This window comes from Cedecea neteri (assembly GCF_000758305.1).
Classification (GTDB): domain Bacteria; phylum Pseudomonadota; class Gammaproteobacteria; order Enterobacterales; family Enterobacteriaceae; genus Cedecea; species Cedecea neteri_C.
Genome location: NZ_CP009458.1, coordinates 890,561 through 906,804, shown reverse-complemented (window position 1 = coordinate 906,804; position 16,244 = coordinate 890,561). Strand labels below are relative to the sequence as shown.

General features: G+C 51.8%; 17 protein-coding genes. 10 read left to right on the top strand and 7 right to left on the bottom strand.

Annotation, left to right across the window (positions count from 1 at the left end; genetic code table 11):
* The first annotated feature begins 150 nt into the window (after positions 1–150).
* The gene (locus LH23_RS04305) at positions 151–2,877 is read left to right on the top strand and encodes an autotransporter outer membrane beta-barrel domain-containing protein (RefSeq protein WP_052050128.1); all 2,727 of its coding nucleotides are present in this window, start codon (positions 151–153) and stop codon (positions 2,875–2,877) included.
* 156 nt (positions 2,878–3,033) lie between these two features.
* Positions 3,034–3,279, top strand: coding sequence for a DUF1471 domain-containing protein (locus LH23_RS04300; RefSeq protein ID WP_039288781.1), 246 nt, complete (start codon positions 3,034–3,036; stop codon positions 3,277–3,279).
* 43 nt (positions 3,280–3,322) lie between these two features.
* Here the strand turns inward: LH23_RS04300 and LH23_RS04295 are convergent, their stop codons facing one another.
* From LH23_RS04295 to LH23_RS23285, 3 genes are all read right to left on the bottom strand, one after another.
* A complete protein-coding gene (locus tag LH23_RS04295; RefSeq protein ID WP_039288777.1) occupies positions 3,323–3,850 on the bottom strand; it encodes a GNAT family N-acetyltransferase in 528 nt (175 codons plus the stop codon).
* Between the two features lie 4 nt (positions 3,851–3,854).
* Positions 3,855–4,184 (bottom strand): DHCW motif cupin fold protein, encoded by a 330-nt coding sequence (locus LH23_RS04290; protein ID WP_039288774.1) that lies wholly within the window; start codon positions 4,182–4,184, stop codon positions 3,855–3,857.
* 89 nt (positions 4,185–4,273) lie between these two features.
* Positions 4,274–4,447 (bottom strand): DUF1127 domain-containing protein, encoded by a 174-nt coding sequence (locus tag LH23_RS23285; protein ID WP_071842692.1) that lies wholly within the window; start codon positions 4,445–4,447, stop codon positions 4,274–4,276.
* A gap of 176 nt (positions 4,448–4,623) precedes the next feature.
* On the opposite strand from LH23_RS23285, the gene LH23_RS04285 reads away from it, so the two are divergent.
* The gene (locus tag LH23_RS04285; RefSeq protein WP_039288771.1) at positions 4,624–6,042 is read left to right on the top strand and encodes a PLP-dependent aminotransferase family protein; all 1,419 of its coding nucleotides are present in this window, start codon (positions 4,624–4,626) and stop codon (positions 6,040–6,042) included.
* A 171-nt stretch (positions 6,043–6,213) separates the two neighbouring features.
* A complete protein-coding gene (locus LH23_RS04280) occupies positions 6,214–7,851 on the top strand; it encodes an STY4199 family HEPN domain-containing protein (protein WP_039288767.1) in 1,638 nt (545 codons plus the stop codon).
* 33 nt (positions 7,852–7,884) lie between these two features.
* Here LH23_RS04280 and nudI read toward each other — a convergent pair whose 3' ends face one another.
* Complete coding sequence (gene nudI / locus LH23_RS04275) at positions 7,885–8,310, bottom strand: nucleoside triphosphatase NudI (protein ID WP_039288764.1); 426 nt, start codon at positions 8,308–8,310, stop codon at positions 7,885–7,887.
* A gap of 315 nt (positions 8,311–8,625) precedes the next feature.
* Between nudI and LH23_RS04270 the strand changes: the two genes are divergently transcribed.
* From LH23_RS04270 to LH23_RS04255, 4 genes are all read left to right on the top strand, one after another.
* A complete protein-coding gene (locus LH23_RS04270; protein ID WP_039288761.1) occupies positions 8,626–9,477 on the top strand; it encodes a YPO3983 family protein in 852 nt (283 codons plus the stop codon).
* The gene (locus LH23_RS04265; RefSeq protein ID WP_039288758.1) at positions 9,461–9,919 is read left to right on the top strand and encodes a DUF943 family protein; all 459 of its coding nucleotides are present in this window, start codon (positions 9,461–9,463) and stop codon (positions 9,917–9,919) included. Before LH23_RS04270 ends, LH23_RS04265 begins: the two co-directional genes overlap by 17 nt.
* Positions 9,920–9,976: 57 nt before the next feature.
* A complete protein-coding gene (locus tag LH23_RS04260) occupies positions 9,977–10,435 on the top strand; it encodes a DUF943 family protein (RefSeq protein ID WP_039288755.1) in 459 nt (152 codons plus the stop codon).
* A 61-nt stretch (positions 10,436–10,496) separates the two neighbouring features.
* Positions 10,497–10,955: a DUF943 family protein gene (locus LH23_RS04255; RefSeq protein ID WP_039296367.1), complete on the top strand. Its 459-nt coding sequence runs from the start codon at positions 10,497–10,499 to the stop codon at positions 10,953–10,955.
* A 150-nt stretch (positions 10,956–11,105) separates the two neighbouring features.
* Here LH23_RS04255 and LH23_RS04250 read toward each other — a convergent pair whose 3' ends face one another.
* Positions 11,106–12,038, bottom strand: coding sequence for an omptin family outer membrane protease (locus LH23_RS04250; protein WP_039288751.1), 933 nt, complete (start codon positions 12,036–12,038; stop codon positions 11,106–11,108).
* Between the two features lie 518 nt (positions 12,039–12,556).
* Here LH23_RS04250 and LH23_RS04245 point away from each other — a divergent pair.
* Positions 12,557–13,093: a GNAT family N-acetyltransferase gene (locus tag LH23_RS04245; RefSeq protein ID WP_039288748.1), complete on the top strand. Its 537-nt coding sequence runs from the start codon at positions 12,557–12,559 to the stop codon at positions 13,091–13,093.
* 305 nt (positions 13,094–13,398) lie between these two features.
* On the top strand, positions 13,399–14,292 hold the full coding sequence (locus LH23_RS04240; protein ID WP_039288745.1) for a Kdo hydroxylase family protein: 894 nt from the start codon (positions 13,399–13,401) through the stop codon (positions 14,290–14,292).
* Positions 14,293–14,366: 74 nt separating this feature from the next.
* Here LH23_RS04240 and LH23_RS04235 read toward each other — a convergent pair whose 3' ends face one another.
* Both LH23_RS04235 and gorA read right to left on the bottom strand, forming a co-directional pair.
* A complete protein-coding gene (locus LH23_RS04235; RefSeq protein ID WP_231560171.1) occupies positions 14,367–14,762 on the bottom strand; it encodes a hypothetical protein in 396 nt (131 codons plus the stop codon).
* A 119-nt stretch (positions 14,763–14,881) separates the two neighbouring features.
* Positions 14,882–16,234 carry a glutathione-disulfide reductase gene (gene gorA / locus LH23_RS04230; protein WP_039288737.1) on the bottom strand — a complete coding sequence of 451 codons (1,353 nt, stop codon included), beginning with the start codon at positions 16,232–16,234 and terminating at the stop codon, positions 14,882–14,884.
* Positions 16,235–16,244: the final 10 nt, after the last annotated feature.

Genomic DNA, 16,244 nt, shown 5'->3' with positions numbered 1-16,244 from the left:
AGCCTCTTAAATCTCCACCTGGCTCTATAGTTAAGTGCCGGGTGTGGATTTCTTCTGCCCCAGCCCCACCACTGGACAATTTGCCCGTCTCAACGCGAGGCCGCAGGGAACGCCAACCCTTTGTTTATCTTTCTTGCTGCGAGAGTAAACATGAAAAATAAGGCTTTGACTCTGATTCCCGTCTGTCTGGTCGGTTTCACCGGCGCGCTTCCTTTATCCGCCTCCGCCGCCTGTTCGTCGTCAACGCCGAATAGCGGGGATACCGTGACCTGTAGCGGTTCGGGTATTCCGCCGGTGGTTGCCACCGCAGGCAGTAATAACGTCACGATTAATCTCGACTCAACCGTGAGCGGGAGCTATTCGCTGACCACCCAGGCGACGCCGTTTTCGGTGGACAGCGGCAGTAATATCAACAACGCCGGGGCGCTGACTCTCTCTGATAACGGCACGGGCGTGGCGAACCGTGGGGCGCTGCTGCTGGGCGTGAATAACGGTAATACGCTGACTAATGGCGCTACGGGAATGCTGACCACCACCGGGGCCTACAACGACGGCATGGCTGCTAACGGCAATAACAATACGCTGATCAATAACGGCACTATCATCACCAGCGGCAATAACTCTTACGGCATGACGGCGGCCTGGGGGCAGAGTAATCCTGGCGCTGCAGGAAATACCATCACCAATACCGGTACTATCTCCACGTCGGGGAATAACGCCAGGGCCATTTCGCTGCTGGGTGGCAGCGGCACGGTGAATAACAGCGGGACACTGACCACTTCCGGGCGGGACGCGCCCACGGTGTTTTTGCAGGGTAACAACGCCACGCTAAATAACAGCGGCCTGATTCAGACCACCGGCACCGCCTCTTCCAGCGGCAGCGTGGACGGCGTGGTAGCGAACACGCTCGGTAGCAGTTTTAACACCACGATCAACAACCTGGCCGGCGGGAAAATCATTAGTAATAACGGCATAGGTATCCGGTCGACTAACGGTAATATCACCATCACCAACGCCGGGCTGATTCAGGGGGGAAGCGGCACGGCGATCCTTAGCGGCAACGGCAGCATTTCGTTGATCCTCCAGACCGGCTCACAAATTGTTGGCCTCGCCGATGGCGGGCTGGGCAATAACAGCGTGACGCTTGAGGGGACAGGCAGCGCCACAAATGATTTTGTTAACTTCAAAACGTTAACCATGAATGGCAGCGACTGGACGTGGGCCGGAAATGGCTCATTTGCTACGGCATTGATGCAAAGTGGAACCTTTGATTTAGCCGGAACGCTCGGCAATGCTTCTGCACCCGTGGCGGTGACGGTGGTCAACGGCGCTACCCTGGGGGGTTACGGTACCGTCAATGGCGATGTTGTTAATGGCGGCAGAATTGCTGTCGCAAATGCATTAACAGCGCATGCAAACGCTATGCCCGGTAACTTCCAGATTAACGGCAACCTGACCAACACAGGGCTTGTTCAGCTTGGTGGCAGCGGCGTGGGGAATAGCCTGACCGTAGCCGGAAACTATAGCGGTCAGAACGGCATGATTGCGCTGAATAGTGTTCTGGCGGGGGACGGGGCTGAGTCGGATAAGCTTATCCTCAGCGGCGGTAGCGCTTCGGGCAGCAGCACGTTGAAGGTCACTAATCTCGGCGGCGCCGGGGCGCCAATTGTGGCCGATGGTATTCAGGTGGTGCAGGCCACTAACGGCGCGACCAGCACGGCGAATGCCTTCACTCTTTCGGGGGGCACCGTTAGCGCAGGGGCATATTCCTATTATCTCGCCAAAGGCGGCGTCTCCGACGGCAGCGGCGGGAGTTGGTATCTGCGCAATACTGTCGTACCGGACTCGACAACGTCGGTCACCCCGGCAGAAGAAACGCCTGAGTCCATCGTGGATGCGTCTCACGGCAATGAGACGCTGAACGTTTACCGACCAGAAGTTGCGCTGTACGCCGAAGCGCCCGCCGTTGCCCGCCAGCTTAACCTGCAGCAGATCGACACCTTCCATGACCGCCAGGGCGAGCAGAGCCTGCTGAGCGGCGATAACAAAGCGCCGGCCTTCTGGGCCAGAAGCTGGGGAAGCCACGCGGATATTCATCAAAGTGGAGATGTAAACCCGTCCTTCAATGGCACATTGTGGGGGCTGCAGCTGGGGCAGGATTTGTATACCGCCACTGAGGATAGCGGGGCGACATATCACGTCGGTATCCTGTTCGGATTCTCCAGAGCGACCGGGGACGTTGATGGTTTTGCACTGGCGAAACAGGGCATGCGCGTCGGCAAAATGCAGCTGAATAACTACAACTACGGCGGCTACTGGACAAGGGTTACGGCCTCCGGCTGGTATACGGACGCAGTGTTAATGGGCAGCGCGCTGCGGCTGAATACTAACTCGGTCAACGAGGTGAATGCTTCATCCAGCGGCAATGCGGTGACCGGCTCCGTTGAGACGGGGCTGCCCGTTTCCCTCGGCGAAGGGGTGACGCTTGAACCTCAGGCACAGCTGGTCTGGCAAAGAACCTCGCTGGATTCGCTGCATGATGGCGTTTCCGATGTTCGCTGGAACAATGGCAACACCTGGCAGGGACGGGTTGGGGCCCGGCTGCAGTGGGCGTTTGAGGCGAGCGGCGTGAACTGGAAGCCTTATCTGCGCGCCAATGTGCTGCGGTCATTCGGTCAGGATGATGAAACCGCTTTCGATGGCAGCACGACGATCGCTAATAGCATTGGGCAAACGGCCGGGCAAATTGGAGCGGGGCTGGTGGCGCAGGTGAGCCAGAACGGCAGCCTATATGCTACGACAGGCTACCTGACAAACTTCGGCGGCGAGCGGCAGCGGGTAGTGACGGGGAATGTCGGCGTGCGCTGGATCTGGTGACTGCCCAGTGCCGCTTTTATTATGGTTACTTTGTGTTCAATTTTTTTGAAAGAGATAAGCGAATTGTTCCGCTAACAAACAAAACACGGCGGCGCTATTCTTATCTCATCGAAGGCAGTCAGCCTTCCAACTAAACAAATTGCAAAGGTAACCATCATGAAAAGCATCAAATATTTTGCCGTAGTTATGACTCTCGCTGCTTCCTTCTCCGGTTTTGCTGCGGAAGCACAGCCAGCTGCCAGCCAGAAAATGGGCACCGTATCGGTAAGCGGCGCGTCTAACCTCGACAGCCTGCAACACCAGCTGCAGCAGAAAGCCGAGCAGGCAGGCGCGAAGTCTATCCGCATTGTTTCCGCCGGTGGCGATAACAAAATGTACGGCGTGGCTGAAATCTACAACTAAGTCTTGAATCACGCAGTATGGGCCGCCTCGTGCGGCCCGTGTTTTATCTGAACTCCCGGGCCAACAGGCCAAAAATCCAGTCATCCTGCCAGCGTTCATTCAGCCAGTAGTTTTCCCGCAGCGTGCCTTCCCGCTGAAACCCGACTTTCTCCAGCACTTTCTTCGACGGAACATTTCCGGCGGTGACCGTGGCCACAAGCTTGCGGATGCCTACCTCCGCAAACGCAAAGGCGCACACCTCGTACAGCGATTCATACCCGTAGCCTTGCCCGTGAAACGGCGGGTCGAGTAAAAAGCCGACTTCCGCGATATCGTCCTCGCGCAGGATGAAGCCGGTGACGCCAATCGGCACGCCGGTTTTGCGGTGGCGCATCACCATACAGAGCCAGTGGCGGCTGCCCGGCTGCCAGTCGGGAAGACGGGCGTCAAAAGCCTGGCGGATCTCTGCCTCCGTTCGGTTATCGGCTACGTAGCGCATGACGTCCGGCTGCTGCTGCAGGTAGCGGAAGAGTGGCCAGTCGGCTTCGGTGATTTGGTTGAGCGCCAGGCGAGGTGTCAAAATTGTCGACATGGCGTTAATCCACAATAAACAGGACTGCACCTGATGCCGTTGAGGAGCGGTGAGGCTCCGCGCCGTCTGCCACCTGGTAGCTCATCCCCGGGGTTAGCGTAAACTGGCGGCCATCTTCGAGCTCAGTTTGCAGCTCGCCCTTCAGGCACAGCAAAACGTGTCCTTTTTGGCACCAGTGATCGGCCAGATAGCCGGCGGTGTATTCCACCATGCGCACGCGGATCGGCCCAAACTGCTGCGTGCGCCACAGCGCTTTGCCGGTAATGCCGGGATGTTCGGTAGGGGTGAGAGTTGCCCAGTCGGTGGTAGTAAAAGGCAGGTCGGTGATGTTCATGCGGCTCCTGATTATCGTTGTTGTTGTCTTACCCTCCTTTTGATAGCAGTAAATAAAAAGCGGTGCCAGCGTGTGGCACCGCTTAAGCGTTATTCCCAGCGTGATAAATCATCCCTCGTCAGCCCCATATCCCTGAGTTGCTCCGGACTCAGCTCGCGCAGCGCCCGCAAAGCCTGGCGGCGCTGGCGGCTGCGGCGAAAATACTGGTAAAGCATCACCAGGCCATAAAACGGTCTGCGATGGTGGTTCTCTTCAAAGCCCATGATGTGACTCCTCGCGGTTTGCCTGGAGTTATCATGGGGCCAGCGGGCAAAAGCAGACAGATTCAAAAATTACTTTTCTTTAACATACAGAAGGGCTAAAACATGAGCTGAATGGTATTTATTGCGCCATTCTGTATCGGTTTTTCCTTCTGTATGGTTTCCGGTGAGGATACAGCATGACGCGTTACCAACATCTTGCCACGCTGCTGGCTGAGCGCATTGAGCAGGGGCTATATCAAAGCGGGGAGCGTTTGCCCTCGGTGCGTAGCCTGAGCAGCGAACATGGCGTCAGTATCAGCACCGTGCAACAGGCGTATCACGTTCTGGAAGACCAGCAGCTGATTTCCCCTCAGCCACGCTCCGGCTACTTTGTTTCGCCGCGCAAAGCCGTGCCGCCGCTTCCACGCCTTTCGCGTCCCGCACGTTGGCCCGTGGAAGTTAAGCAATGGAGTGAAGTGCTGGAGATGATTAATCTCCGCTACAGCGGTGAAGCGCCGGGATTTTTCAGTGGAGCGCCTGATTTCACGCAATCGACCGTCAAGCCGCTATTGCGGGAGATGGGCAGATTGAGCCAGCACCAGGCCGCTGAAGTACTGGGTTATGACGAAATTCAGGGCACCAAAGTGCTGCGTGAACAAATTGCCCGTCTGTTGCTGGACAGCAACTGTGTGGTGAACGCTGACGATATTGTGGTGACCAACGGTTGCCACGAAGCGCTGTCGATTGCCATTCGTGCGGTCTGTGAACCGGGGGATATCGTGGCGGTTGAGTCGCCATCATTCCACGGCACCATGCAGATGCTGCGAGGCTATGGCCTGAAAGTGGTGGAGATCCCAACCGACTCTGTGACCGGGATGAGCCTGGAGGCGCTGGAGCTGGTGCTTGAACAGTGGCCGATTAAAGCGATTTTTCTGGTGCCGAACTGCAATAACCCTCAGGGGTTTATTATGCCAGACGCGCGTAAAAAGGCCGTACTCAGTCTGGCGAAACGCTACGACATTGCCATTATCGAAGATGACGTTTACGGCGAGCTTACCTACGAGTACCCACGCCCGATGACCATTAAATCTCTGGACGTCGGTGACTGCGTTTTACTTTGTGGCTCATTTTCTAAAACGCTGGCACCCGGCCTGCGTATTGGCTGGATTGTTCCCGGCCGCTATCTCGACCGCGTCCTGCACATGAAGTATATCGGGACCGGCAGTACGTCGGTCTTTACTCAGCATGCGATTGCCGGGTTTATCCGCGAAGGCCACTATCACCGCCACCTGAGACGTATGAGGCAACAATACCAGCGGAATCTCGATCACTTTTCCTGCCGTGTGAGGCAGTACTTCCCCTGCGGCATTTGCGTTAGCCGACCGCAAGGCGGTTTTCTACTTTGGATTGAGCTGCCGGAAAACGTTGATGTGGAACGCTTTAACCTCCTGCTACGGGAAGAGAAAATATACGTCGCCAGTGGGTCACTCTTTTCTGCTTCCGGCAAATATCGCAATTGCCTGCGTCTTAACTATGCTTTGCCTCTCGATGCCGTCACCGAGGCGGCGCTAAAGCGAGTGGGTGAAATCGCCGAGCAAGCGCTAGAAAATACCTGACTAAATCGCTCTTTTTATCGCCATTGATTCCCGGCGGGCTGCTTTACACTCGGCTGTAATGGCGAAGTTTGGCCTTGGCATTAATAACCATAAAAAATAGCCGCCTGGGGCGGAAAAAACAGTTTTTTCTGCGTTCGGCAAAGTCAGGCCGGACATCGACAAAGGACTATCATGAGCAGCGCAACATTGCAGATGCGGGAGCACTTTGAGACGTGTCTGGGAATTATTCGGCAAGCTTCGCTTCAGATCCTGCCGCTATTGAATATTCGTGCCGCCGAAGGCAAAGATCCGCAATGGTTTTTCCAGCAGTTGGAGCAGGCCCGCATGGCGCTGGGAAGCTGGGGGGCGGTGGCAAAGCGGCTGAATCTTAACGACTCTGAGATTTCACAATTTACGCTGCTCCTACGCCATTTACAGCAGCTGGTGCCGCAGTATGAAAGCGGGCAGGAAGTTAGCCAGAACCAACTCCTCGCTGCCCTGCGGTTCACCAGCTATCTGGAGCATGTGCGCTTCAAGCAGCCCCTGCTGGGCTATTCCACCGAGCTTTCCTCCGACGTTGACGGGCTACAAAAAGGCGCCCAGCAGCAGATGCGCGCCATTGAGTTAATGTTGAAAGGGCTGGTTAATCAGGCCTGGGAAAGCCAGGCGGAGCTGGTCAATCAGCTAAAAAGCCAGTTTGGGGCTGACAAAGTTCGCCGTTGGCTGAAGCGAGGCGAGCGGGGCGACGTGCTGAGCGGCATGAAGTTCAGCGAGCTGGCGTTGATGCTGGTGGATAAGAAAGAGTTCGCCCATCACTACGCCAAAATTTACCAAAACTCGCCTCAGCTGGGTTTTCTGATCGACCAGCGTAAAACCCTGCAAATTTTTCTCGATGGCACCCGTCAAATCCGCAATGACCTGATGCACAAGCAGCCGCTGACGACCGTGCAGGTGGCTTTGCTGGACAGCTATTTCGGTGAAATCAGCGGCCCTGTCCAGAAAGCCTTTAGTGAAGGCCGCACCAAAGTGAATCCTTCCTCGCTGCTGGACGCGGATGATGCCGCGCTGCAAAGCTACCTTGAACAGGCGCGTAAAAATCATGCGGCTCAGGGCGGTGACCCGGAAGAGATCAGAGAATCCATTGAGCGTTATGACCCGCGCACGGCCAAAAAACAGCATGACACTACCGACATGATCTCCACCGCGCTGTGGGCATCGGTAGGGATTGTGGTGGTAGCGGTGGCGGTGATTGGTCTCTATCTGTTGAGTGATACCTCTTCAAAGCCTGAGGTAACGGCGGCTCCGCCAATCGTGAGTGCGCCGGTGCAGCAGAAAGAGCGGCCGGAATCCAACAGCCCGCGGGATATGCTCGCCAATATGGGTATCACCTGGGATGAAAATAACCTGCGGGCGGCGATTAACCGTAACGACGCCCGTATTGTGCGTCTGTTCATGCAGGGCGGGATGAACTGGAAAGTCTATTTTGCCGAGCAGGCATTGGCGGTGGATGACCGCGATGTGCTGACCATTTTGCTGCAGTATCGCCCGCAAATGGATGAAACCCGGCCCTGCCGCAGGCTGATCGGCTCCACCGAGTTAGGCATGAAGAAAGGGCAAAAGCTGACTTCGCTGAGAAAGCAATTCCTCGCCAGCTTCTGCAGTTCTGCCCCGGCGGTACAGCGCCAGAAGGAAGAAGTTGAGCGTGCTCAGCTGCGCCTGGCGGCGCAGAAGCAGCGCTATGAAGATGCGACCGCTCAGGGGCTGGAGCCGGAGCCGGTGGACGAACAGACCGTCAAAATTCAGCAGGCGATATACAACGCGATGCGCTAGCCGTGCCGGGCAGCCTTCGGGCTGCTCAGCTCCTTAAAGCAGCCCTTTATCACGGAACGTCGCGGCGGTGGCTTCATTCAGATCGTAGCTCGCCAGGTCCTGCGGGCTGACCCAGGCGTACTGCTCAAACTCTTCGTTAATGGTTATCTCGCGGTTTTCGCTGGTACAGTCGAACATCAGGTAAATCATGTACACCTGCTCTTTGCGCCCATCAGCGTAGGTTTTCATCCGCACATCATCGCGGAAGGTCCACGGCTCGATATGCGAAATAATCAGCGCTTCGCCCAGCTCTTCCCGAATTTCACGCCGCAGCCCTTCTTCCATGGTTTCACCTGGCTCAATGCCGCCGCCGGACAGCGCCCACTGGCCGGGAAACACCCCGCGATCTTGTGGCATTTTGCACAGCAAATATTGGCCCTGATTCTGAATAATCGGGCAGGCAATCACTCTTTGTCGCATGGTTATCTCCCTGAAAATAAGCCGCTGTGTTATAGCACAGATAAGAAGAAGGGTCTGCGCGCTGGCAGACCTTTGGGGGGAAATTTTATCCGTTAATACAATAATATTTTTATAATAATTCCATTTAATATATTTATTAGATGAATGTATAAAATTAAATAAAGTGAGTTAGCTTTATGCTGTGAGTGAAAAATAATGACCAGGGTCTAAGTTTTTACTGAAAATAGAAAAGATATTACGCGCCGTATGTATATGCCGCTTATCATAAGCGGCGCTCAAGATGAGCCTCGTGAACAATATACCAGGAAGGTATTTATGCCGGCACTTCAGTTTCCCTGTACGATATTTAAAACCCAGAAAAAGATGGATGACTATACCGCCAGCGATATGCAATGCGGCGATCTGTCTGACATAGTTTTGAAGGCGCGGTTTCATCTGTTAGACGTTTCCACCAGGGTAAACCCTTACACATTGACGACAATCAGTCCCTTCGCCCAGCCGCACTTAATGTTCCCTGGCTATCTAAAGGAAGGTGAAAAACTGACCCAGAGGGAGTGCGCAGAGATCCTTTTTGATGAGTTTCGGCACCTATCCCGTCCGTTTGCGTTGCACCGCCCGTACAACTTGCTGATTGAGCTGATGATTACCCATATGCAAAAAAGTAGCGGCAAACCGTTCAGTCATCCCTTACTGGATAGCGGCTTGAAGGAGCATATTTTAAGTGATAGTTCGCCTGAAAACAGCACGCGACTTTATTTGCAGGAAGCTTTTAGGCTATTTATTGACTGGGAGAGAGGCTGTTATCCTGCCGGGAACAAGGGGCAACTGACAGATGCAGTTAAGAGTGGAAAATTGCCAAAGTTTGACCGCTTCCAGGACAACTTTAACGGCCTGGGCATCACCGTGCACGATACCTGGGCAACGCATATTACGATTAAGTCTCTGGTGGTTGATAAAGAACGCTATCGCGCCGTTGTTCATTATAAGGTTCAGGACCACTTTGGGCTGGATGACGACGATATTTCAAAGGTGAAATTTAACCAGTTTCGATTTTTCCGTATCTGGTTTGTCCTTCAGCGCTACAGCCAGTTTGCCTTTAAACCCTTTATGACCAATATGGAGGCCACCATCGAAATTACCGGAGGACGTAATGAAAGTAAGAAATAATAAAACACTTTCCCTGTTATTTTTTGTGGGCTGTGTCTTAGCAGGTTACCTGCTATGGCAGTCACTTCGCACGGTTGAGATTGTCGCTGTCCATCAGAGAAACGCCTATAGTGATGTTTTAGTTAAAAATTTCCCTTTTACGAGTAGAGGTAAAATAAACTGGTGGCTGGAAAATAAAGAGATGCTGAAAGCGAAGTATGATATCCCAAGACCTGCATCTTACGGTGGCTATACGATTATTTTTTGGCTTTTCGGTGAGGGTTATAAAGAAGAAGGAAAGTATGACCGACTCTGTTTCGATGATATGGAAACAAAAGTCAACTGTATTGATAAAGACTCAGTTTTTAGAATCAGTAATAGTAAAAATACAGGATTAGAGATCACTGTTAATGGCAGTGTCTACAGGCTGGAAGAGAATGGCAATCTTATAAATATATATTGAGAGTATATTTTTTATTGATTTAATATCAAGCGAGTAACTTGTATCACCGGGGGCTAAATGAAATGCAAAAATAAGAAAGCACTTTCCTTGCTAGTCGTGGTGGGCTGTGTCTTAGCAGGTTACCTGCTATGGCAGTCACTTCGCCCGGTGGAGATTGTCGCTGTTCATCAGAGAAATACCTATAGCAGTGTTCTGGTTAAAAATTTCCCTTTTACGAAAAAAGGAAAAATAAACTGGTGGCTGGAAAATAAAGAGATGCTGAAAGCGAAATACGATATTCCAAGGCCTGCATCTTACGGTGGCTATACGATTATTTTTTGGCTTTTTGGTGAAGGCTACAAAGAAGAAGGGAAATATGACCGACTCTGCTTCGATGATATGAAAACAAAAGTTAACTGTATTGATAAAGATTCGGTTTTTAGTATTGATTATAGTAAAAACATGGGTTTGGAATTTACTTTTAGTGATGGCATTTATAGGCTGGAAGAAAATGGAAGCATTAAAAAGATAGATTGAGATGCTTTGTTTTTTTTTGATGTTCAATGTGATAGCTACTACTGAAATTACCGGGGGCGTAATGACATTCAAAAATAAGAAAGTACTTTCCTTGCTAGTTATTGCGAGCTGTGTGTTAGCAGGTTACCTGCTATGGGAGTCACTTCGCCCAGTGGAGATTGTCGCTGTTCATTACGATGGTAACTATAGCGATGTTTTGGTTAAAAATTTCCCTTTTACGAGTAGAGGTAAAATAAACTGGTGGCTGGAAAATAAAGAGATGCTGAAAGCGAAATACGATATTCCAAGGCCTGCATCTTACGGTGGCTATACGATTATTTTTTGGCTTTTTGGTGAGGGGTATAAAGAAGAAGGAAAGTATGATCGACTCTGTTTTGATGATATGAAAACAAAAGTCAACTGTATTGAGAAAGATTCAGTTTTTAGAATCAATTACAGTAAAAACGCAGGATTGGAGCTGACTGTTAATGGCAGTGTCTACAGGCTTGAAGAAAATGGCAATCTTATAAAGATATATTGAGAGTATGTTTTTTATTGATGATTACTGTGGCGGGAGGCATTAAAAATGCAACACTATTTCTGCTATTCAAGCATAAGAACATCTCTCAGCCCGGTTGGTGAAAATCACACCATCCGGGCTGAGTTTCCTCAACTTGATCTGCACAACCCTTTAGAACCGATACTGAATCCCGACGCCGTAGGCGTAGCTGTCGTTACTCAGGCCGGCTGACCCACTGCCCTGAGTCCAGGTTTCCCCGGTATTATTATCGCGGGTCTTGGTTGACGCTTTTGCTTCAGCAAAGCGTGTCCAGGTTAATTCCGTGTACAGCCGGGTATTTGGCGTGACGTAATAACCGGCCGAGACGGTTGCAGCGTAATAATTGGAATGGCTACTTTTCTCGCTAAAGCTCAGCTGACGCATATAGTGCTCGTCATTATCCTGGGCATTAACCAGCGGGCTGAATTTAAATTGCCCAGAAATATCAAAGTCCTGATAGCGGTAGCTACTGGTCAGCCCAATGTAAGGCACGCTGAATTTCTGGCTATAGCCAATCCCCGGTTTCCCCGCAGGGAATTCACCGACAAGGGCTCCGTTGAAATAATTGTATGAGCCGCCTCTGGCCGTCCAGCTATAGCGAGTTTCCTGATAACCGGTGACGATGCCGAGGTTATAAGCAGGTTCTTTTAACAGCCAGCCGGTCAGGTTGAGATCGAACTGATTGGCGTAATTCAGGCTGGTATCCGGGTGGGTAGATTTGTCGCTCCAGTGGCTCTGGCCAGGCGTTTGCCAGTCATAGTCGGACATATGCGAGCCGCGAGAGGCGAACGTTGTCCAGCCGTTAGCATTGAGGGTGATGTAACGCTGTGCGTCCCAGCTAATACCGCCTTTAATAATAGGTGTATTTTTGATTTTCCATTTCAGTTCACTTAATTTACTGCCATCGCCTTGATTATAAACGAGCTCTTTAGATTCTCCGTTTAAAACGCTGGTGGAAATATTCGTGCTAACTGCATCGGGTGAGAAATTAAAGCTGGTTGAAGCGAATAGCGCCGGGCTAAACAGCAATGCGGCGGCTACAGGCAGGTATTTTTGCTTGTGCATGATGTATCGTTCTGTTTTCTATAACATTGGTTTGGTGTTGCAAAAAATAAACCTGTACGGACAGGTTAAAGGCCGTAAAGGGTTATTGTTGCGCGATAAATTATGTTGTTGAAAATTATTATTAGTTTGTCTTGCCAGGCAAAACGGGGGCTATTTTATGGACTGCGACTTGACAGGGGAAAGATTATTTTCTACCGCTTAATATTTGAGCTGTGAATCGTTTGATTTTAAAGAAAATTAAAATTGTAGCTTTTTGTTACAAGGATATATCATAACTATTCATATGTATTTATTGAGGAAATTTAGCTTAAGTCATATTTGGGGGGTTTAAATAGGTAAGCAAGCTAACAATTATTTGGCGATGAAAACTCTGCTGCCCGTAGCATATTAATTTCATTCTCTTTTTTACATGACACTTGCTACCGCGCTGCTGAGCACTCGGCGTAATATCGAAAAAATGTAAAGCTGCTACTCTGCATGCCGACACTACACCCAGACACTTTGACCAGGAATGACTTATGGAGCCGTTACTGACCACCCCGCGCCTGACGCTGCGCAAGTTTACTCGTGCCGATTTGCCCGTTTTTATTGAATACCGCAACCAGCCGGAAGTCGCTCGCTACCAGAGCTGGGATGGCTATAGCGAAGCCGATGCCGAGGCATTTTATGCCCAGCAGGCACCGCTGGACTTCAATACCGATGAAAGCTGGTTCCAGATTGCGGTCGTCCGTAGCGATGATCAGCGTTTATTGGGGGACGTTGCCGTTCACTTCTTCGATGAAGGCCAGCAGGCAGAGCTGGGCATGACCTTTGACGAACGGCACCAGCGCCAGGGCTTCGCTTTTGAAGCTTTGCGTGGGGCGATTGAACTGCTGTTCACCACCTTCAACAAACATCGCCTGGTGGCGACGGTTGATGCCAGGAACGAAGCCGCCGCCGGCCTGTTGGAGAAACTGGGTTTTCGTCGCGAAGCACACTTTCATAAGAATATTTTCTTTAAAGGTGAGTGGGGGGATGAATATGCCTATGCGCTGTTGCGCAGCGAGTGGAAATAAAAAATGGCCTGCTTAGCGGGCCATTATTATTAAGCAGGGAGGAATGGCCGATAATAGCAGTGAGCCAGTGTAATATTCACTGAGCGTTATTTTATGATTTTGTGCGTTTTAATTTGGTACCTAAGGCGATGTTTAGCTTTTGTTTAACCTTTAATTTGCATTCTTATTATACTGATTTCACTTCCTTTCAGGTATGTATTCGCTGTCTTCCGGCGGCGTGCTTCTATTCGTCTTTCAAAAAATAAAAATGTTCCGGAAATTTATCTGTTAAAAGTATTGTCCGGAGCAGTGGCAAGGACATCAATATGTCAGATCTAAACATCACTCTTGATACCGCGGCCCTGACGCATCCGCTTTCTCAATGGGGCAATACAGCGGCTGAATCCGTTGTGGGCGACCTGGAGCAGGGCAAAGTTGTCTTTCTGCCGCAGCTGGCGTTTGCGCTGACTGAACAGGAAACCGCGCTGCTGAACCCGGCGGTTGTCGATCCGAAGCGTAAAAACATCAGCTACCAGCCGCTAAAGGATAAGCTGACCGGCGTGGCCGTTGTTGAACAGGAGCCAGAAGTTCGCGCGTTGCTAAAACGGCATTACGAATCTTGCCTGCAGCTGATTGCCACTCTTCTGCCCGAATACCAGCAAGTGCTGCATTCGCCGACCAACAGCCTGCGCCTCCACCCCGTTAAGCAGTGGACGCAGAACACTTCCTGGCGTAAAGATGACAGCCGCCTGCACGTAGATGCGTTCCCGTCCCGGCCCAACTATGGCGAGCGTATTTTACGTATTTTCACCAACATCAATCCGGCTGGTGAAAACCGCAGCTGGCGAGTCGGCGAAGCCTTCCCTACGCTTGCCGAGCGTTTCCTGCCACGCCTGAAAAGTTATTCCCCGGTAAGCAGCTGGCTACAGAATGCCGTTGGCATCACCAAAAGCCGCCGCAGCCATTACGACCACCTGATGCTGCAGATGCACGATGCGATGAAGGCCGATGCGGGCTACCAAAAGCAGGGGCCTCAGGTAGCCATCGATTTCCCGCCGGGCAGCAGCTGGATTTGTTTCTCTGACCAGACGCCGCATGCCGCAATGGGTGGGCAATTTATGCTGGAGCAAACCTTCCTGTTGCCGGTGGACGCCATGCAAAACCCGCAGCATTCCCCGCTGAAGGTACTGGAAGGGCTGCTAAGAAAGGCGCTGATTTAGCCATAATGAATGCGTGTAAAAAGCCGCTGGTGCGGCTTTTTTATTGGTAATCCGTAAAGGCAAGACCGAGTTATTTATTTTCTGAAGTAAGTAATAATTTTCTGTAGAAATGAAAGTGGAACTTCTTTTTTTGCCCATGATGGATTAAATAAATCATCGGGTAACAGATATACACGACCGTCATCATCCAGCACTTTCGCGTTGAGCGCGGCTGCGATATCAAGCATTTTGCAATACAGTTCCTGACCAGGTGATGTCGTTGAAATATTGCCTGTGTCCCAGTCCAGCCAGTTAATTTCATTTCCTCGCCACAGGACATGATATTGTCCATTTTTTGGATCAAAACTGAGTTCAGAATCATTATTCACATGCTGAATCCATTCTTCCGGAAAAATGGGATGACTCTCCCCATCCCATACATGTTCTGCCCTGGTGATGTGCATTTCCCAGCCCATAATACCTCTCTGCATTTATACAATTTTTTTGATAAAACCAGATGGAGAGATAAATATCATTGCTGTCGATTTTACGGTAGCAATAAAAAAGGCCAGAGCGATCTCTGACCTTTTTAGGCGTTTCCCTGAGGGGATTAACGCATAGTGACAAACTCTTCCGCTGCGGTCGGGTGAATCGCCACGGTGTTGTCGAAGTCTTTCTTGGTTGCGCCCATTTTCAGCGCCACGGCGAAGCCCTGCAGGATTTCATCCATGCCGAAGCCAATGCCGTGGATCCCGACGATTTTCTCGTCCGGGCCAGCACAGACCAGCTTCATGCGGCATGGCTGGCGGTGAGAGGTCACGGCGGTGTACATGGCGGTGAAAGAGGATTTGTAGACCTTCACGTTATCGTCGCCGTACTGCTCGCGCGCCTGCGGTTCAGTCAGGCCAACTGTACCGATTGGCGGATGGCTGAACACCACGGTCGGCACGTTGCTGTAGTCCAGATGCTCGTCCGGCTTGTTGTTAAACAGGCGCTCGGACAGGCGACGACCGGCGGCAACCGCCACCGGGGTCAGCTCAACCGCACCGGTGTTATCGCCCACGGCATAAATCCCCGGCACGCTGGTGTTCTGGAACTTATCAACCTTGATGTAGCCTTTGGCGTCCAGCTCAACGCCAGTCACCTGCAGGTTGAAGTTGTCGTTAGCCGGTTCGCGGCCAATCGCCCAAATTAGGGTGTCGACGGTTTCCGCCCGGCCATCTTCTAGCTCCAGCGTCAGGCTGCCGTCTGCATTTTTCACTACCGCTTTTGGAATCGCGTTGGTGTGCAGGGTTGGGCCTTCTGCTTCGATGACTTCCAGCAGCGTTTCAACGATCAGCGGGTCAAAGGTACGCAGCGGCGCGTGTTTGCGCACGAAAAGGTGCGTTTCTGAACCCAGCGCGTTAATCACGCCCGCGATTTCCACCGCGATGTAGCCCGCGCCAACAACCGCCACGCGTTTTGGCAGGCCCGGCAGCTCGAAGAAGCCGTCGGAGTCGATGCCGTACTCAGCGCCAGGGATGTTCGGGTGGCTTGGGCGGCCGCCGGTAGCGATCAGAATATGGTCTGCGGTGATGGTTTCGCCGTTAACTTCTACGGTGTGGGCATCCACGAACTTCGCAAAGCCGCGGATCACGTCCACGTTATTCTTGCCCAGTACGTTGTCGTAAGAGGTATGAATACGGTCGATATAGGCGGTGCGGCTGGCGATCAGCTTGTCCCAGTCGAAGTGGTTCAGCGTGGTGTCAAAGCCGTAGTCCGGGCCGTAGTTGTGGATCGCTTCGGCGATCTGCGCCGCATGCCACATCACTTTTTTAGGCACACAGCCGACGTTCACGCAGGTGCCGCCCAGATCTTTCGCCTCAATCAGTGCGCATTTCTGCCCATACATTGCCGCACGGTTAATCGAGGCGATACCGCCGCTGCCGCCGCCAATGGCGAGGTAGTCATAATGTTTGGTCATGATGTTTCCC